Annotated in this window: 16 protein-coding genes and 4 tRNA genes; 5 read left to right on the top strand and 15 right to left on the bottom strand. The window is 47.5% G+C overall.

Going from position 1 to position 19,133, the window contains the following annotated elements:
* Positions 1 to 3: 3 nt before the first annotated feature.
* On the bottom strand, positions 4 to 828 hold the full coding sequence (gene dapF, locus XDD1_RS01775) for a diaminopimelate epimerase (protein ID WP_045968168.1): 825 nt from the start codon (positions 826 to 828) through the stop codon (positions 4 to 6).
* A 40-nt stretch (positions 829 to 868) separates the two neighbouring features.
* Complete coding sequence (gene lptM / locus XDD1_RS01770) at positions 869 to 1,066, bottom strand: LPS translocon maturation chaperone LptM (protein ID WP_045968166.1); 198 nt, start codon at positions 1,064 to 1,066, stop codon at positions 869 to 871.
* Between the two features lie 78 nt (positions 1,067 to 1,144).
* Here lptM and cyaY point away from each other — a divergent pair, with 78 nt between their 5' ends.
* Positions 1,145 to 1,465 (top strand): iron donor protein CyaY, encoded by a 321-nt coding sequence (gene cyaY / locus XDD1_RS01765; protein WP_045968164.1) that lies wholly within the window; start codon positions 1,145 to 1,147, stop codon positions 1,463 to 1,465.
* A 105-nt stretch (positions 1,466 to 1,570) separates the two neighbouring features.
* On the opposite strand, the gene XDD1_RS01760 is transcribed toward cyaY, so the two are convergent.
* On the bottom strand, positions 1,571 to 4,180 hold the full coding sequence (locus tag XDD1_RS01760; protein WP_045968162.1) for a class I adenylate cyclase: 2,610 nt from the start codon (positions 4,178 to 4,180) through the stop codon (positions 1,571 to 1,573).
* A gap of 661 nt (positions 4,181 to 4,841) precedes the next feature.
* On the opposite strand from XDD1_RS01760, the gene hemC reads away from it, so the two are divergent.
* From hemC to hemY, 4 genes are read left to right on the top strand one after another with little or no spacing between them, the layout of a single operon-like run.
* Positions 4,842 to 5,783 carry a hydroxymethylbilane synthase gene (gene hemC / locus XDD1_RS01755; protein WP_045968160.1) on the top strand — a complete coding sequence of 314 codons (942 nt, stop codon included), beginning with the start codon at positions 4,842 to 4,844 and terminating at the stop codon, positions 5,781 to 5,783.
* The gene (hemD, locus tag XDD1_RS01750; RefSeq protein ID WP_045968158.1) at positions 5,780 to 6,520 is read left to right on the top strand and encodes a uroporphyrinogen-III synthase; all 741 of its coding nucleotides are present in this window, start codon (positions 5,780 to 5,782) and stop codon (positions 6,518 to 6,520) included. Before hemC ends, hemD begins: the two co-directional genes overlap by 4 nt.
* A 21-nt stretch (positions 6,521 to 6,541) precedes the next feature.
* Positions 6,542 to 7,780, top strand: coding sequence for a uroporphyrinogen-III C-methyltransferase (gene hemX / locus XDD1_RS01745; RefSeq protein ID WP_045973281.1), 1,239 nt, complete (start codon positions 6,542 to 6,544; stop codon positions 7,778 to 7,780).
* 2 nt (positions 7,781 to 7,782) lie between these two features.
* Positions 7,783 to 8,988, top strand: coding sequence for a protoheme IX biogenesis protein HemY (hemY, locus tag XDD1_RS01740; RefSeq protein WP_045968156.1), 1,206 nt, complete (start codon positions 7,783 to 7,785; stop codon positions 8,986 to 8,988).
* A gap of 710 nt (positions 8,989 to 9,698) precedes the next feature.
* On the opposite strand, the gene XDD1_RS01735 is transcribed toward hemY, so the two are convergent.
* The 12 genes from XDD1_RS01735 to rfbA form a co-directional block, all read right to left on the bottom strand.
* Positions 9,699 to 9,775 (bottom strand) — tRNA-Pro (locus tag XDD1_RS01735).
* Between the two features lie 21 nt (positions 9,776 to 9,796).
* Positions 9,797 to 9,883: transfer RNA gene (locus XDD1_RS01730), tRNA-Leu, on the bottom strand.
* A gap of 15 nt (positions 9,884 to 9,898) precedes the next feature.
* A tRNA-His gene (locus XDD1_RS01725) sits at positions 9,899 to 9,974 on the bottom strand.
* A 105-nt stretch (positions 9,975 to 10,079) separates the two neighbouring features.
* Positions 10,080 to 10,156, bottom strand: a tRNA-Arg gene (locus tag XDD1_RS01720).
* A 133-nt stretch (positions 10,157 to 10,289) separates the two neighbouring features.
* Positions 10,290 to 11,666 carry a bifunctional threonine/serine APC transporter ThrP gene (thrP, locus tag XDD1_RS01715; RefSeq protein WP_045973280.1) on the bottom strand — a complete coding sequence of 459 codons (1,377 nt, stop codon included), beginning with the start codon at positions 11,664 to 11,666 and terminating at the stop codon, positions 10,290 to 10,292.
* 287 nt (positions 11,667 to 11,953) lie between these two features.
* On the bottom strand, positions 11,954 to 12,691 hold the full coding sequence (gene wecG, locus XDD1_RS01710) for a lipopolysaccharide N-acetylmannosaminouronosyltransferase (RefSeq protein ID WP_045968154.1): 738 nt from the start codon (positions 12,689 to 12,691) through the stop codon (positions 11,954 to 11,956).
* Positions 12,678 to 14,087 (bottom strand): ECA oligosaccharide polymerase, encoded by a 1,410-nt coding sequence (gene wzyE, locus XDD1_RS01705; protein ID WP_045968151.1) that lies wholly within the window; start codon positions 14,085 to 14,087, stop codon positions 12,678 to 12,680. The genes wecG and wzyE overlap by 14 nt, the downstream gene beginning before the upstream one ends.
* Positions 14,084 to 15,193, bottom strand: coding sequence for a TDP-N-acetylfucosamine:lipid II N-acetylfucosaminyltransferase (locus tag XDD1_RS01700; RefSeq protein WP_045968149.1), 1,110 nt, complete (start codon positions 15,191 to 15,193; stop codon positions 14,084 to 14,086). The genes wzyE and XDD1_RS01700 overlap by 4 nt, the downstream gene beginning before the upstream one ends.
* Positions 15,190 to 16,440 (bottom strand): lipid III flippase WzxE, encoded by a 1,251-nt coding sequence (wzxE, locus tag XDD1_RS01695; RefSeq protein ID WP_045968147.1) that lies wholly within the window; start codon positions 16,438 to 16,440, stop codon positions 15,190 to 15,192. The genes XDD1_RS01700 and wzxE overlap by 4 nt, the downstream gene beginning before the upstream one ends.
* Position 16,441: 1 nt before the next feature.
* Positions 16,442 to 17,572, bottom strand: a complete 1,131-nt coding sequence (gene rffA, locus XDD1_RS01690; RefSeq protein WP_045968145.1) for a dTDP-4-amino-4,6-dideoxygalactose transaminase — start codon at positions 17,570 to 17,572, stop codon at positions 16,442 to 16,444.
* On the bottom strand, positions 17,559 to 18,269 hold the full coding sequence (gene rffC, locus XDD1_RS01685; RefSeq protein WP_045968143.1) for a dTDP-4-amino-4,6-dideoxy-D-galactose acyltransferase: 711 nt from the start codon (positions 18,267 to 18,269) through the stop codon (positions 17,559 to 17,561). The genes rffA and rffC overlap by 14 nt, the downstream gene beginning before the upstream one ends.
* Entirely contained in the window at positions 18,247 to 19,128 is an 882-nt protein-coding gene (gene rfbA, locus XDD1_RS01680) for a glucose-1-phosphate thymidylyltransferase RfbA (protein ID WP_045968142.1), read from the bottom strand. The genes rffC and rfbA overlap by 23 nt, the downstream gene beginning before the upstream one ends.
* Positions 19,129 to 19,133: the final 5 nt, after the last annotated feature.

The following is a 19,133-nucleotide window of genomic DNA, read 5'->3' as shown; positions in this document are numbered from 1 at the left end:
CAATCACAAATGAATCGTGCCATCATAGACGTGGGTTGCAGGCCCGGTCATAAAGAGTGGCTTGCCTGGCCCATCCCAGCGAATTTGCAGGGTTCCTCCCGGAAGATCAACCCGAACTTGATTATCCAGCAGATTTTGCTGGATACCGACGGCGACCGCGGCACATGCGCCACTGCCACATGCCTGTGTCTCACCCGCACCACGCTCAAAAACACGCAACCGAATATGGCCCCGATTGATCACCTGCATAAAACCAATATTGGCCCGCTGCGGAAAACGTTCATGGCTTTCTAACACCGGCCCCAATATGGCCACTTCAGCGGTGTTCACATCCTCAACCTGTATGACACAGTGAGGGTTCCCCATCGACACAACGCCACAAAGCACCGTGCGTTCGATGGCACGGATAATATAGGTTTTCTCCGCTTTATTGGCGCGAAAAGGAACCCGCTGCGGTTCAAAATCCGGCTCACCCATGTTGACACAAACTTGGTCATCATGGGTGATGCTCAATGTCATGTAGCCTGCTTGCGTGCTGACCTTGATATCGCGTTTATTGGTCAGACCCTTGAGGCGAACAAAACGGGCAAAACAGCGCGCCCCATTGCCACACTGGGAAACTTCACTGCCATCCGCATTAAAAATGCGGTAGTGAAAGTCTAAGTCAGGATCATAGGGGGCTTCAACAACCAAAAGCTGATCAAAACCCACCCCAGTATGCCGGTTAGCCAGACGGCAAATTAACTCTGGAGAAAAATAAACATTTTGGGTCACGGCATCAACGACCATAAAGTCATTGCCAAGACCGTGCATTTTGGAGAACTGCATATACGGCCCCAAGAGAAATCACATTACCGGATTGCTATCATTAAGCATCCATTGAGCTATTGTCTTTTAATAAGCTGTTTTCTGACAATTTTTCTGGCTGCACCTTATCCGCTTTGTACACAGATGCTTGTGTTGCTGAGGTTTCCGCCGGGGGAAAATAAAGGGGCCCTTTCAAGCCACAACCAGTCAGAGAAAGTAATGTTATGATAGTCAGTGACCAACAGAGTTGTTTTTTCATTATATTAATGCCTGTGATTCATGCGCCAATACTCTCTATAATCGCAGCTAGGCCCTGAAAAGCAAATAGGAAATAAACATGAACGATAGCGAATTTCATCAATTGGCAGATCAATTGATGCTTCATCTTGAAGAGCAACTGGATAATTACGATGGAGATTCGGATATTGACTATGAAACCAACGGCGGTGTGATGACACTGAGTTTTGAAAACGGCAGCAAAATCATTATCAACCGCCAAGAGCCTTTCCATCAGATATGGCTGGCAACCAAAAATGGCGGTTACCATTTTGATTATCAGGATAGTCAGTGGATTTGTGACCGCAGTGGTCACGATTTTATCGCCATGCTGGCACAAGCGATCACTGACCAAAGCGGTGAGCCATTTCAATTTTCGTGAATATTTTTCACGGCAATCCAGTAAAAATCATTATATTAACCAAAAGCGCCTGATAAAACAGGCGCTTAGTGTCATTGATAACGAAAAATATCAAAAAGACAAATATCAATAGTGATACAACGAACGATAAGGATCATCCCGGCATGTCTTATCAAGGCACACCTCAACATGCAGCCTTGCGTCATTCGCTTCGATATCATCCACCGGATACACGCCTTCTATAAACGGGGTGACATGGGTGCGCTCACCTTTATTAACGATTTGATAGAACTGCGGTAAATTGAAATTGACAAAACTGGAACCATAAGTGAAGCGATCATGCGATGATGAATAAAAGCGGCTGATATCCCGCACTAATTCTTCTTTGCTCCCTTCACAATGGGAATAAATTTCCACCCGATTGGATTCATCAAGAATATAGATATTGAATCCCTGATTATTTTCGATATCTTCGAAAAAAAACTGAATAATTCCCTCGCAGGCAAAACCGTCTATGACCGGGGGTAAGTGTTTTTCTTTAGTATCAATCTTGACTGGCAGGCCATGCAGTTTGGTATTGGAAATCGCCCCATAGAACTCCACGGCATTTTCCAGTTTTTGCACCGAAACGTTTAACCGTTCGAAGAATAATCCCCAAGTTTGCCCTGAAAGCCGTAACGCCTTAAAACGATTAGGATCTTGTCGATTACTGGACAGACGTAACTCGATACACTCCGACACTAATTGCTGGATACGGGTGCGGATCAATCCACGCAAGTGTTTGCTATAACAGAAGACTTCAACATCCGCCGGTGGCGCTGCATCTTGATGCATTTTGCCCAATATGGTCTTTAAGGCTTCCAGTACCGATTGTTCACCACTGAAATGCAGCGTTCTCACTTCGTTCCATGAATTGCGATAGAGCAAATCAATGCTGCCGACCAGACATTGCTGCAATTCGCCAAAACTGAAAACATTCAGGTTCCTTAAATCAAAACGAACAATTTGTTCGAAAAATGCCGCCGTTGGATCTTGCTCTAAATTAACAATGATCGCCAAATGGCGGATTTCGCAAGGGCTGTAGAGTGCTTTGGGTGTCGGTGCAGGTAAGCGGAGCGGGAAATGAGAGGCAATATCATTCACCAAATCACCTAATTTTTGCCTGTCACACTGGGATTTCCCATGATGAATATGCAGCCGGGTTGCTTGGGTCAGCAGGCCATTAAAATAGGTCCAGGAAACTAATTTATTCAGATAACGATTGTATTCCAGCGGTTGGTGACCCATGATCGATTCAATCGTTGGGGCATGATTGTAAAGATACCAGCCACTTCGGTTTACTCGCCCAGGAGGCACATAAATGAAAGTCAGATCCTGTTCTGACAGATCCGGTGAGATCTGGGGATTGACCAACGTCACTTTACCGGGCAAGGCTTCAAAAGCCGCATACAATTTACGGGTCAATACACCAATATCTTGCGGGCTGGCACTCACACTTAAATTATTGCGGCGGGCAAAACGGATCAGGTTGCGATAACTCTGCATCATGGTATCAAGCAATTCGTTATGGGCATCACGCACCTGCTCAATTTTCCATGCATTACGGTTGTCCAGCATGGCCAGTTTATTGTCATCCCAATCCCATTCTCGCACCAATTGGGAGATAACCTGACGACGCCATCCGGTACAGCCTTTGTCACCCTGACTTTCCGGTAATTTCTCACATACCTTGAGATAAAAACAACGACGCGCCAAATCGAGGCGCGTAAGATCGTTCGTAGCAGCCAGGTAGCGGGTTACGCGTTCCAGCATCATGCTATAAGCATCGAGGCCAAAGGAAACAATCGCGCCGTCATGAAAATATTGCTTCATCTCCATCGCCAGCAGTTTTCCATTGGGATATTCCCATGAATACGCTTCCAACAGCAGGCTTTTCAATACGGCCTTATAAGGCGAGTCCACACTTTTATAAAGCTGCCAAAGACTGGCCCCAAAATATTCTTCTGCCGACAATTCACCCAAGCCGCCCAAGTCCAGCCATTCATTTGGCGTCAACACCCCTTGGGCATAAAGAGAAAGGACATACTCATCATAATGCGCTTCCTCTTCCACCGGAACCATTGCCCACAACAAGCGTTTGCCAGCCATACAGACCGCTGTGCGGTAAAATTCATCAAGCAGAAGGATATGTTGGGTAGAACCGCAGTCTTCACCGTTCAAACTACCACAGGCGTTATGCCGAAAACGGTTTTCATCAATCAGAAAAAAAGTCACCTCGATGCCCAGTGACGCTGCCCACTGTTCTATCAAGGTACATTTTTGTTCCAGTAAGGCTTTTTCATCACTATCCAACCAAGATTGATGGCAGACCCAAACATCCACATCAGAAGAGCAGCTTTGCCCGATAGAAGAGGTACTGCCCATCGAGTAAATCCCGGTAATCGGCAATTCACCATTGGACGTATGCAACAATACATCTGGCAAGGCACCAGTCAACTGGCTGTCCAGATCATTAATCCAAAACTGCTGTGCTTCATCAGGCATAAAAAAGCAAACACCGTGAGGGACGTCGCTTTTGATATAGCCCGGCATCATTGGATGATGATAATGTAATAATACTGGAATTAAACTATAAACTTGCTTGAAAGCGTCACCCATTAAACTCGTGGCGCGTTCTAATCTAAGTTGGTTAATTGCATCCAGTCGCTGCTTCAGCGTTTCAATATAGAGATACAAGAGTTTTGCCTGATATCAGTTCCAGTGCCCAAAGTAGTCCCCTGTTTCCGATAACGCGTGGTATTGCAAGATTATTTAAAATTATTTTTACAAACTTATTGTCGGAAACGTGATCAATTTAACACCTTGCAGTCAAAGCGTAAAGTACGCAATACCATCTTTTCTCTTCACCTGCAATAGCCAAAACATAATTAACCCTTTGTAAAATATTAAGTTAATCACGAAATAGACACAATAATATGCTTTTTTAGCATAACTATCATAGTTGATTATTTTTCGTATCGTAGATGTAAAGCATTGTAAGTACATCATTCTTCCGTAAATATTTAATCTAAACCTATTTTTCTATTGTTAAATATTTGCACCGCTTTTTATCATCACGCTAAACAAAAATGTTAATTTGCTTTTAAGTCAATCTTTTTGTTTATTTTCTCCATTCAAATAAAATATTATTTAATAATTAAAATTATTTTTATCTTATAATCGGTATATCCATAAACTATTTTGATTTTTTTCTGGCTTTTTCGTCACTGGAAAAAAAATCATTGAAATGTTAAAACTGGCACTATTTTCTGACTAATTGGTGACTAACTGGTGGCTAAAAACCATTATCCCAATCAATTAATACACTGACCCAATACATTTACCCAATATACTATCCATGACAATGAAAACCATTCGCATCGCTACCCGCCAAAGCCCATTAGCCATGTGGCAAGCGCAATATGTGCAAAAACAACTGAAACACTTTCATCCAGAACTGAAAGTCGAGCTGGTGCCGATGGTGACACGCGGCGATATTATCCTCGATACGCCATTGGCGAAGGTCGGCGGCAAGGGGCTGTTTGTAAAGGAGTTGGAACTGGCTCTGCTTGAAAAGCGGGCTGATATTGCCGTCCACTCCATGAAAGATGTCCCTGTCGCATTTCCTGAGGGTTTGGGGTTGGTCACAATCTGCGAACGGGATGATCCACGGGATGCTTTCGTTTCAGTAAACTACGCCTCGCTTGATGACCTGCCCGCCGGCAGTGTGGTGGGAACATCCAGCCTGCGCCGCCAGTGCCAGATTCGCCAGCAACGTCCTGATCTGGTGATCCGTGATTTGCGCGGTAATGTCGGGACACGTTTGAGCAAGCTCGATAACGGCGATTATGATGCCATTATTCTTGCCACCGCGGGGCTGAAACGGCTGGGGCTGGAAGAGCGCATCCGTATGCCGTTAGCGCCTGAGTTATTGCTGCCCGCCGTCGGTCAAGGAGCGGTAGGGATTGAGTGCCGGCTTGATGATCACCAAACCCGTGAACTGCTGTCCCCCTTGAACCACGCCAGAACAGAAACCTGCGTTCTCGCTGAAAGAGCCATGAACACCCGCCTTGAAGGCGGCTGCCAAGTCCCGATTGGCAGTTATGCCATCTGGCAGGAAGACCGTATTTGGCTACGCGCACTCGTCGGCGCACCGGATGGTTCAGTGATCGTGCGCGGTGAAAGAGTGGTCTCACCCAACGAGGCCCGTCAAGCGGGTATCGCCTTGGCGGAAGAGTTATTGGAGAAAGGCGCCCGCCAGATTTTGGCTGCCGTATACCAGAGGAATCCACCGGAATGAGTATTTTGATCACCCGCCCTCTCCCTGCCGGAGAGGAGTTAGCCAAGCGACTGCGATCTATGGGAAAATCCGCTTTCAGCGCGCCCCTCATCGACATTCAACCTGGGGCTGATTTACCCTTACTGTCACAAAAACTGCAATGGCTGTCTGCGGGCGATCTGATTTTCCTATTATCAAAAAATGCCGTCCATTATGCCCATAAGCAACTGATGCAAGAAGGCCAGTCATGGCCTAATCAACTCTCTTATTATGGTATCGGCAAATCCACTTCCCTGATGTTTCATCGACTCACTGGGTTAGACATCTTCTGTTCCGGGCAAGGTGAAACCAGTGAAGATCTGCTGCAACTTCCCGCCTTACAAAAAATGGACAATAAAAAGATTTTATTGCTCCGAGGCAATGGTGGCCGCGAAGTGATCGCCTCAACATTAAGGTTTCGGGGAGGTGAAGTCGATTATTGTGAATGTTATGCACGTCGGCCGGTCAACTATGATGCCGCCAATTTCAGTCGTCACTGGCGGCAATGTGGTATAAAAACCCTCGTTGTGACCAGTGGCGAAATGCTGCAACTGTTATATAACTTAGTCACTGATAGCGATGGGAAAGCGTGGTTACTGAATTGTAAGCTGATTGTGGTCAGTGAACGCCTTGCTGATATCGCCCACACCTTGGGCTGGCAAACAATAAAAGTCGCCAAGAGTGCAGATAATGACGCCTTAATCCAGGCGCTGGAATAAATTAATATGGGATGTCCAATGATGACGGAACAAAAGCAAACTACCGATGCGGTTGAGACAAAACGCCCTCAGCAACCTGCAACGGCTCCCCATAAATCCAAGAGTTATGGATGGGTGGGCAATACGCTCTCAATTGCCATTTCTCTGGCGATAGGGGTGGGTGGCCTTTATATTTATTATCATGGTCAACAGCAGAATGCAGCATTAAGCGACAAAAATCTTGCTCTTCAACAAGAGATGGCGGCTCTGACACAGCAGCAGTCTGCCAATAAACAAAATTTTGATGCCAAACTCCAAGCGCTGGAGACGTCCTTACAACGAGCCAGTTCGCAAAGCCAACAGTTAGATGATCGCATTGCAGAGCTGCGCAACCGTGTTTCGGCCTTGTCAAATACGGATATCGAAAACTGGCGGCTGGCGCAGGCAAGCTCCCTCGTTAAGATGGCCGGCCGAAAAGTCTGGAGCGAGCAAGATATCACCACCGCCATCGCGTTGCTGAAAGATGCTGACCAGAATCTGGCTGAAATGGATGATCCCAGCCTGCTCTATGCCCGTAAAGCTATCATGGCCGATATCGATTCTCTGACCAAAATCAAACAGGTTGATTTGGATGGCATTATCCTGACGCTGAATCAGTTATCAAATCAGATCGATCATTTACGCCTTGCCGATAAAGTAGAGCAAGCCACATCAGAGCAAGCAGATAACCATGAAATTACCGCTTCACTCTCTGACTGGCGTCAAAACCTCAGCAATAGCTGGCACAGCTTTATGGATAATTTCATTACCATTACCCCGCGTGATAACAGCAAAGCGCCGCTGTTGGCACCTAATCAGGGGGTTTACCTGCGCGAGAACATTCGTTCCAAGCTGCTCATTGCTGCGCAGGCCGTTCCCCGCCATCAGGTTAAAATTTATCAGGGGGCGTTGGAAGATGTGCAAACTTGGGTGAAGACCTATTTTGATACGGCTTACCCAGATGCAGAAAACTTCTTAAAAGAGGTGGATTCACTGCAAAAAAGACCGCTGTCTATCGATATCCCTGAACAACTGAGCAGTCAGTCAATATTGACAGAGTTGGTACGTAAGCGTATCTACAATTTACCGTCTTCAAAGCAGTTACCGTCTGCAAAACCATTGCCTCATTCCAAGCCACCTCAAACGGGTTCCCAGTCAGACACTCAGCCTGATGCGCAATCACTGCCGACCACAACAGAAACGGCAGATGATCAAGAACAAACATCTGCCGGGGAGATCTGAACATGCTAAAAGTCTTATTGCTGTTCGTTATCCTGATTGCTGGGATCGTGCTCGGCCCCTTGATGTCTGGTCATCAAGGGTATGTTTTGATCCAGACGGACGAGCACAATATCACCACCAGTATCACCGGGCTGGTGATCATCTTCCTTCTGCTGCAATTCCTGCTGATTTTTCTCGGTTGGGGCTATCGTCGCTTGAAACGCACCGGCACCTCCACCCGTAGCTGGATCTTTGGCGGGTATAAACGTCACCGTGCCCGTTCACAGACCAGACAGGCGCTGCTGAAATTCACCGAAGGGGACTTCAAACAGGTTGAACGCCTGATGGCGCGCAACGCTGACCATGCAGAACTGCCTGTCGTGAACTATTTGCTGGCCGCCGAAGCCGCTCAACGGCGGGGTGATTATTTCCAGACCCACCACTATATTGCACAAGCGGCAGAAGTTGCGGATAAAGACCAGCTTCCCGTCGATATTAGCCGTGTGCGTGTCCAACTGGCGCAAGGTGATGTTCATGCCGCCCGCAAGGGGGTGGAGAAACTGCTGGAACATACCCCTCGTCACCCCGAAATATTGCGATTGGCTGAACAGGCTTACTCGCTTTCCGGTGCTTATCAATCCCTGATTGATATGTTGCCTTCTATGCTGAAAGCCAACCTGCACAGTGAAGAAGAGATTGTTAAATTGCGTCAGCAAGCCTACGTCGGATTAATGAATCAGGTTATGGCAGGGAAAGGCAGCACCGGGCTGAAAGTATGGTGGAAAGATCAAAGCCGCAAAATTCGCCATGATATTGTGCTGCAAGTCGCGATGGCAGAGCATTTGATTGAATGCAATGATCACGAGACAGCCCAGCAACTCATTTTGGATGGGCTAAAACAGCAGTATGACGAACGTCTCCTGCTATTAATTCCACACCTTAAGATAACGGATGCGACAACCATACAAAAAACGCTTTCTCACCTATTAAAGCAACATGGCGCTACCCCATTGCTCAACAGTACACTGGGACAGGTTGCTTTGCGTCAGGGTGAATGGGCGAACGCTGAATCGGCATTTAAGGCAGCATTAGCACAGCGACCGGATGCCCACGATTACGCATGGCTTGCCGATGCACTGGACAGATTGCACAAGCGTGAAGAAGCCACCCAAATCCGCAACAAAGGCTTTATGCTGACTTTAAAGCGTGACAGTGACGTCGAAGCATAAGGCATAACTTCTGCCTCAGTTAACGATTCGGTGCATGGATGCCGTTGAGTCGTTAACCGGGGTCTGCAGATCAACAGACAAAAAAAACACCTATCAAAGAAGACAGGTGTATAAATACAATCAGGTCTACAGACGGATAGTGCCTCACTCAACGTTATGTCCGGTTTGCGATGAAAAGACAGAATGCTCATTCATCTATAACATGGACCATAGGCACTGACAATCAGCTCTACATCATCCTGAGGTTTATGAAGCCACAGGCTGTCATAAGGAGTAGGATGAGTATCTACGGTTTTAATTAATGCATTTTACGTGCCAATTTTCTCAGTCTGGATAAACCTTCCTTACCCAAGATTTGCCAGGCTTTCCAGAATAGATAGCGTATTTTTCACCAAGTCTCGTTAAAAAGACCGTCTCTCATTTGAGACGTCTTTTGAGTCGTTTACATATAGGCAATATAAATCATGGTGTTAAATGTCTCCTATTTGAGACATTCGATGGTACTGCTTGTCGTTGAAATACAACACCAATACAAAAATAGCTTTTAAAACAGAATGTTAATTCATTAATAAACGCAACGGCATTTAATTTTACGCTAAAAAATCAACCAGAAATTAACAGGAAACAGGAAGGAAAAAACTTTTTATCAGCGGGAAAAGCAGAAAGAAATAAAAAGAAAAAACCCCGACAAGCGGGGTTTTCTCAGAATCTGGTCGGCGAGAGAGGATTCGAACCTCCGACCCACTGGTCCCAAACCAGTTGCGCTACCAAGCTGCGCTACTCGCCGAAATATTTTTTATCTCTTTTATGGTGCGAAGGGGGGGACTTGAACCCCCACGTCCGTAAGGACACTAACACCTGAAGCTAGCGCGTCTACCAATTCCGCCACCCTCGCGTTTCATAAAAAAGATGGGGTGGCTAACGAGACTCGAACTCGCGACAACTGGAATCACAATCCAGGGCTCTACCAACTGAGCTATAGCCACCATAACAACTATCTTTTTTCACATATTGCTATTTTCATAGCAATATTTTTACAACAACGTTGCCTACCAAAATAACCCACTATCACTGCTCTTGCACGCTTTAAATGGCGCGCCCGACAGGATTCGAACCTGAGACCTCTGCCTCCGGAGGGCAGCGCTCTATCCAGCTGAGCTACGGGCGCTTAACGCCGTTGCGGTGGAGGATAGTACGGATTTAATGTCGTACTGTCCAGTGCTTTTTTAAAAGAAATGATGCGTTTGATTACGCTTTACTCATTTAGCTGATAAAGACAGCACATTGCCACCGCAGCCGTGCTATGAACAGGACCTTTTTGGCAAATACAACTTCATCAATCCATAAATGGATGACACGATCAGCAAAAATATTCCCCCGACCATCAGCGAGAAACGTGTATCCGGGTTAATCGCCATGCCGACCAAGACACAACACAGGAAAAACAATGTCAGGTAGTTAACATAAGGGAACAGAATCGATTTAAACCGATGCTGTTTCATGGCTTCCTCATGATGTTTACGGAAACGCAATTGGCTGACCAGGATCACAAACCACGGCACCATGCCGGGCAATACGCTGGCACTATAAACGTAAACAAAGACTGACTGCGGATTGGGTATTAGGTAATTCAGGCTGGAACCCGCAATCAGGCAAATAATGGTAATGGCAATACATCTTACCGGCACACCATTTTTCGACAACTTCAGCAATGAAGCAGGCAATTGGCGGTTCTGCGCCAAGGCATACAGCATTCTGCCACCGCTGTACATGCCGCTGTTACAGCCTGACAGCGCAGCGGTCAGCACAACAAAGTTAATCACTGCGGCCGCAGAAACGATACCCACTTTCGCAAAAGTCATCACAAACGGGCTGCCATGTGCACCGACGTCGGTCCACGGAAACAAAGTCACGACAATAAAAATCGCACCGACATAAAAAATCAGGATACGCCATAAGATGTTATTGATCGCTTTTTTCAGGGTCACTTGTGGGTTTTTCGCTTCACCGGCGGTAATCCCAACCAGCTCTACCCCCTGATAGGACGCAACCACAATACAGAGAGCAAATAAAAAGCCTTTCCATCCACCGGAGAAGAAACCACCATGTGAGGTCAGGTTATCCAAACCAATCGGTTGCCAGTCATTGCCCAAACCAAAGAAAATCAAGCCGATGCCAACCAAGATCATCACAATAATCGTTGTGACTTTGATCATGGCAAACCAGAATTCCAACTCACCATACAGCCTGACCGCTGCCAGATTTGCCAGGGCAACCAATCCAACCGCCACCAGTGCGGAAACCCATTGGGGTAATTCCGGAAACCAGAATTCAGCATAGACGCCCACGGCCGTGATCTCTGAGATCCCGACAGAAACCCACATGAACCAGTAACCCCATGCGGTGAGGCATCCCCAATAAGGACTGAGATACTTATGCCCAAAAGCGGCAAATGAACCCGTGACAGGTTCAAGGAACAACATTTCTCCCATGGAACGCATGATGAAAAAGACAAAAAGCCCAGCAATCATGTAAGCCAGCAAAACAGAAGGACCGGCCCATTTCAAGGTACTGGCTGACCCCATGAACAGCCCGACACCGATGGTGCCACCCAGCGCAATCAGCTCAATATGACGTGCCTCAAGTCCCCTTTGCAGGCTCTGTTTTGAATCACTCATAAAACTCCCTAATCCACTTTTATGATGTTTATATTTGCAAACAGAAAAATACAGGAATTGATAATCAATCGTTGTAAAAAGGCTGGGATCAAAACACGTTTTGCCCATCAGTGAAATAAAAAAATGATAAAACGTCGGTTTTCCGCGTTTTTGCCACATAAGATTTGGGAACAGGCAGAGAAACGATAAGAACAGTGATCAGGAATGAAGCAGTAACCTGCTGCACAAGATCGATGCAGCAGGCAGGTAGAAAGAAAATAGAAAGAAAAGCAGGGAGATTACTGGGATCAGAGCTTGCCGCCGTAATAATAGCCAAGGAATCGCAACAGCTTTATCTGTCTGCGGATGCGACTTGGTTGAGAGAGCAAGCGATACAACCACTCCAGACCTAAGTTTTGCCAGATTTTCGGGGCACGTTTCACTTGCCCGGTAAAGACATCATAAGTGCCGCCAATCCCCATATACAGGGCATCCGGATGTACCTTGCGGCAGTCGCGCATAAAGATTTCCTGTTTGGGTGATCCCATTGCCACCGTAATAATCGCAGCGCCACTGGCGTGGATTTGCTCAAGCACCTGATCGCGCGTTTCGGGGGTAAAATAGCCATCTTGGCTGCCGACGATATTCACGTTCCATTGGGCACGCAATTTCTTTTCAGTCTGTGCCAAAACATCCGGTTTTCCGCCGACCAGAAAGACCTGCGTGCCTTCACGCCCGGCTCGCTCCATCAGGGCTTCCCACAAATCAGCGCCTGCAATACGCGACACATCCGCATCGGCGTATTTACGGCGAATGGCACGGACAATACTAATGCCATCTGCGTACAAATATTCCGCCTCATCCAGCAACATGTTCAGTGCATTGTCTTGCTCTGCGGTGAGCACTTTTTCGGCGTTAATCGCCACCAATGTGCCGGTTTTGACCTGCCCATTCTGGAAAAGGTGGTCGAGGAAATGCGACATGCCGCGGAATCCCCAGATATTGAGGCCACGAATGCGGTATTTGGGAATGTTATTCAATGCCATTTTTTTTCCTTACATCCAAAAGAACAGATGTTTTTTGCGAAGTCGCCAAGCTACTGACCATCAACGTTCGGATAAGCCCGGCACTTTCAAACAGCCAATACAGCAATTTCGCCACGACCAGACACAGGCCAAAGACAATACAAAAGAACACCACCCGTGAAACAAACGAATCGACACCTTCACGGGCCAGCACAATCATGTTAAAGATGGCACCAAAACAAAACGCCTGCAAAATGGCTGCCTTATAGCGATTGCGCTCTTGTTTCCCGGCTTCATAAATCCAGTCAAACCATTTGATAATAAAACCGACGGCTATCGCCCCCAGAGGAATAAAGAATACGCCGCCCATCACCACCAGAGAACCAATCAGTGTGGGTGAAATTGCAAGACCAGAGTGGTTATTCAATACATCCCACGTGAAATAGTTAGCGGTATTCCAGACCAGATTCGGTCTGTCCGTCCATACCCAACTGGGGATAAAGACATAAAAATCACGGACAATCGGTGCCAGACCCTGAAACTCTATTTTGCTGTAATTATCCAGCAATAGCGCCAAATTTTCCCACGGCGAGAAAGTATCGCGCGTGAGATACAGGAAGGTATAAAAGGCTTCTGCCCCGCTCACATCCAGACTGTAGCGCTTCAACGCCAGCCAGAACATACCGACAATGCCCATCATTCCCGCAGCAAACAGCATCCATAATGTGATCCAGCCTCGGACAATCCCGATAAACAGGAACAAGGCAAACGCGATAATGATGTTCGCCCGCGTTCCCCCCACCACGACATACGTCAGGATACCAAACCCGACTGTTGCCACTAAAAAACACAACCAGCGTGCCTTGGTCGGTTTCAGGAAAAAGACCACCAGCATGGCAGGAATAAAGAAATAGAAGAACCGCTTGAGTGCCACGCCGGAAACCTGGCTGGAAAATATCTGGCTGTAGGATTGGAGCTTAAACAGCAAAAAGCCGTTCTGCATAAAGAACGAACCGACCGTAAAGACAGCAATGCCGGCAAGCAACAGCCATGTCAGGTTCGTCTCCACCCGGTTCATGGTAAACAGCGGCTTGCGCGATGCAATCACCCCTGCGGTGCCAGATTTGGCCTTATCACTGATTCGGGTTTTATAAGCCACATAATAAATGGCATAAAAACAACCCGATGCCAACATCGCATGCAGCAACGAATCGACAGGCACGACCTGCACACCAAACTGAAAAACCAACAGACTGGTGAGTGGAAAGCCAAAATAGAATGTCAGCAAATATAACAATGAGAAGAAGACATTAAAATTAAAGCGGACACGGCGAAATTCTTGATAGGTCAAGGTCAAAATAAAGGCCACCGAAATGACATAAACAACGAAAAGCCCACCGAATTGTGTCAAGGTCATCGATACTCTCCAGATGCAACCGACAGGGCGGTTTTCCACCCCTCAATGAAATTGGGATCAAAAAAAGCAATCGCCTTTTTATCGAGGGACAGCATCTGACGCTGTGCTTCCTGCACCCAGTGTTTATTCAGTTCATCACCATCAAACAGAACCGGGATCTGCTGCTCAGTTAAATCATGCCAGAATGGATTTTGACGGCTCAACACAAACGGAATACCAAATTGAATCAACAAGCAGAGGGTTCCAATCCCCTGCTGACGATTGAAAATGAAATAACCCAAATCGCATTGGCGCAACAATGCCAAGTATTCATCAAACGCGAGTTGTTTTGTCAAAATACGGACATTTTGCGCCGGAAACAACGACAATGCCGTTTGCTCTACACGCTGAATATAGGCTTGGTTATTTTCAGGATAACCCATTGGTATCACCACCCTCGCCTCATCGCCAAACTGACGGTGAATTTTCGGCAAGGCTTCAATATGGTGGTTGGATTGATCCCCTGAGTTTCCCAATATGATGGTGATTTTTTTCTGTGAATCCGGGGAATCCGGTGAAAACGTTTTCTCCGTCACCGTCAGCGCAGGGTCCATGCGAGTCGGGAAATAGAGCAATGATGAGGGCACGGGCTTGGCCTGCGTTGAATGGCGAAAAAAATACCGGAGATCGCCGCGCGTGGCAAAAATATGCCCGACCCGCTTCTGTGCCAGACGCCGGATCAGATAGAACAAACGAAATTTCAGTTGACGGGATTCTTCATATAAATCCGCCCCCCAAACATGCCACAAAAATTGATGCCGCTTGATTTTGCCCGTTAATAAAGCCAGCCACAAAGCGGCATTAAACTGCCCGTGGAAAAAGAAACGAACGGCTCTATTGGCCTTCGCTTTCTCTATTACCGCCCGTGACAAGGCAGATTTATTGTTATAAAGGAAAATCGTTAAGTTAGGGTAATCCGCTAACCCTGTCTGGTCTTTAGACACCATCATAAAACACGGTTTGGCGGAAAAATGGATTTCCTGAGCCAAGACGTCATTAAAGAAACGCAGTAACGTTTGATTGTGATGTGGGATATCCGATCCCAGAACGTGAATTAGGGTTGTCATGCTCGCCTGCGGTAAATAATAAATACGCTACAACAAAGAATGAAATAAACAAGGTAAGTTGCCATATATGACTGTGCCGCCCCCAATGCCCCATTGGCGGGTATCAGCCAATGAGAAAAACCCGTTAGTAAAAGGAACTGGCTCACTTCCGTCAATAGATAAAAACGCAGTGCCGCTTTCGCTATCACTAAATAACCAAACACATAAGCGCCCACTTTCAACACATCGCCCACTAACTGCCACGCAAACAGATCCCGCATGGCAATGAATTTGTCGGAAAACAACAGCCAAATAACAACATCACGCAACAGCCAGACAGAAAAGCTGGCAACAGCCACAGCAGGCAAAACAAATTTCAGGGCCTTCACAATTTCGCGGGTAATGTCTTGCTTACTCTCCAGACGAGAAAGCGTCGGCAACAGATAGACCGTGAAGGAGGCGGTGATAAATTGTAAATACGCATCCGAAATAGTGCTGACGCCCTGCCAAATCCCGACCTCCTCCCAGCTATAACGCGCGGCCAGCAGGTTTCGCATCATGACATAAGCCACGGGTAAGGTAATGGCGGTCAGCAGCGCCATCAGAGTGAATTTACCCAGATTGCCGGCAATCGCGCGATCCCACCTCGGCTTTAAGGCAGAAAAGGTAATGACCTTGTGATGCAGTATCATCAAACCAGCGGGTAAAACCACCAATGCAGGGACTAGCGCCAGACCCGCTAACGCACCTTCGTAGCCGCCCAACCCATAACACAGGCCATAGGCAAGCACCCCTGTCAGGCTGCCCAAAATAATTGCCAGCGCATTTCCCTTAGCATCCCTGAACCCTTTCAGGATAGCCAGAAAATAGTTGGCATAAGCGATACCCATTTGAATAAATGCGAGCGCCTGCACAACTGTTTTGTAATCGGTGTGACCGAACAAGCCAATACTGATCTCTTCACTGAACAAAAGGAAGAGCGCCGCCAGTAAGGTTGAAAAACCCAGAATCATTGAGGACGATGTGCCTAATAGCGCCCTGAGCCTTTCCGGTTGCTGGTGATGTTCCGCGACGTATTTGGTGACACCATTAAAAATCCCCGCGCCAGAGAGCACCCCCAGTACGGTAATGAGTTGGCGGAAATTGCCGGCTTGCCCAACACCCGTTGGGCCAAAAGAGACCGCCAGCAGTTTAATGACCAGCAACCCCGCGCCGACTTTGATCAGCGTGGAGCCTGCCGTCCAAACAGAAGTTTTGGCAAGTGACATATCAGGCAAAAAATTCCTTGATACGGTCGATAACGACTTGCTGTTCTGCATCAGTGATGTTGTAGAACATCGGCAAGCGAACCAAGCGGTCACTTTCGCGGGTGGTAAAGCGATCTTCGCCGTGGAAGCGGCCACATTTCTCACCCGCAGGACTGGTATGCAAAGCCACGTAGTGGAAGACACTGAGGATGCCATTCTCTTTCATGTAACGGTTGAATGTGCCGCGCTCTTCGACATCCTTGAGCTTGATATAGAACATATGGGCGTTGTGTTCCAGACCTTCCGGCACAATGGGCAACGCTAAATGCCCCGCGTCTGCCAACGGTTTCAGGGCTTGATAGTAGTTATTCCACAAAGTCAGGCGACGCTGGTTGATTTTTTCCGCCAGCTCCAGTTGTCCCCACAGGTAAGCCGCTTGCAGATCAGACAACAGATAGCTGGAACCGATATCACGCCAGGTGTATTTATCGACTTGCCCGCGGAAAAATTGACTGCGGTTGGTACCTTTCTCACGGATGATTTCAGCACGGGCAATCATGGACTTATCATTGATTAACGTTGCCCCACCTTCACCCCCGGCAGAGTAATTTTTGGTTTCATGAAAACTGAAACAGCCAATATGCCCAATCGTGCCCAATGCCCGGCCTTTATAGGTGGACATGACGCCTTGGGCGGCATCTTCCACCACAAACAGGCGATATTTTTCCGCCAGTGCCATGATGGTATCCATTTCACAGGCCACGCCCGCATAATGCACCGGCACAATAGCACGGGTTTTCTCGGTAATGGCGGCTTCAATTTTGTTTTCATCAATGTTCATGGTATCCGGCCGAATATCCACGAACACAATGGTGGCACCACGCAAGACAAACGCATTGGAGGTCGAAACAAAGGTATAGCTCGGCATGATGACTTCATCACCCGGCTGGATATCCAACAGCATGGCCGCCATTTCCAGCGACGCGGTACAAGAGGGGGTCAGCAAGACCTTCGGGCAACTGAAACGCTGTTCCATCCAGGCTTCACAACGTTGGGTAAATTCACCATCACCACACAATTTACCGCTCGCCATCGCTTGCTGCATGTATTCAAGTTCTGTGCCGACTACGGGTGGTTTATTAAATGGAATCATTTCGTCCTCTGTATAACCAATAGGCGGTGCTCTCAATCATGGCACCACGACGTGTATAAAGACGCAAGGCAGGGGTATTGCTGAGTTGTGTCGCCACTCTCAACCGTTGTATCTGATGGTTCTGACACCACTGCTGCGCCGCCGACATTAATTTATCGCCAATCCCTTGATGATGATGACCCGGTACTGCGGCCAGTAAACCGACGCGCGCTTCTCTGTTACCGAGGTCCCTTAAAGTGACAAAACCCGCGATTTGATCGTGTTCATTATTGATAAGCAGGCATTCGTGATCAAACGACCCCAAAACGGCTTTTTCAACCCAAGCGGCATAGAATCGCCCGCTGTCATCCGGTTGATACCAAGGGGCGCGGAAGCGGCTGGCGGTAAAGACACGCGCCGCCGCAGCCTGCAATACGGGGATATCTTGTGGTTTTGCCGTCATTAACGGTTTGGCAGTACCCGCCCCAATCGCCAGCTGTAAATCCACTTCACCTTCCACCAGAGAAAACCCCAAGGCAGCAAGTTCATCAAGCGTGGCAGTTTGTTGGGCGGCCACCTTGGCTTGCACCAAGGCATATTGATTCAAATCGGCAGCCGTCAACACGGACGCGGCTGACGAAAAATTCAGGCGGGCAGTGGACAAGCCAAAAAATTGGCTATCCCAAGCCAAAGGTTCAAGGTTGGCGTGTATAGACATTGAGCAGATCCACCAGATATTTGCCATAACCGGTTTTCGCCAATTCCGTCGCCGCGATTTTTAATTGCTCATCACTGAGCCAACCGTGACGCCATGCGATCTCTTCCAGACAGGCAATTTTGAAGCCCTGGCGTTTTTCGACGGTCTGGACAAAGGTACTGGCCTCAATCAGGCTGTCATGCGTTCCGGTGTCTAACCAGGCAAAACCCCGCCCCAATAATTCAACATTCAATTCACCGCACTCCAGATACATCTGGTTGATACTGGTGATTTCCAGTTCTCCGCGGGCAGAAGGTTTCACCTGTTTGGCAAAATCCACCACTTTGTTGTCGTAAAAATAGAGGCCGGTCACCGCCCAATTGGATTTAGGTTGTACCGGTTTTTCTTCGATGGACAGTACCCGATATTGCTCGTCAAATTCCACGACGCCAAATCGTTCAGGATCCATCACTTGGTAACCGAAGACGGTTGCGCCGGTGTTTCTGGCTGCGACATGTTGCAGTTTCGGGCTAAACGCTTGGCCAAAAAAGATATTATCCCCCAGCACCAGACAACACGCCTCATTGCCGATAAATTCCTCGCCAATCAGAAATGCCTGTGCCAGACCCTCCGGTGAAGGCTGTTCGGCATAGCTAAGATGAATGCCAAATTGTTCGCCACTGCCGAGTAATCGTTTAAAAGCTGGTAAATCTTCCGGTGTCGAGATAATCAGGATATCGCGTATTCCCGACAGCATTAACACTGACAGCGGATAGTAAATCATCGGCTTGTCATAAATCGGCAATAACTGCTTTGATACGCCACGCGTTATTGGATACAAACGGGTGCCGGAACCTCCGGCCAGTATAATTCCTTTCATCTGCT

The sequence above is a fragment of the Xenorhabdus doucetiae genome, assembly GCF_000968195.1.
GTDB classification, from domain to species: domain Bacteria; phylum Pseudomonadota; class Gammaproteobacteria; order Enterobacterales; family Enterobacteriaceae; genus Xenorhabdus; species Xenorhabdus doucetiae.
The sequence above is the reverse complement of the archived record's forward strand: the minus strand, read 5'-3'. Positions and strand labels throughout refer to the sequence as shown.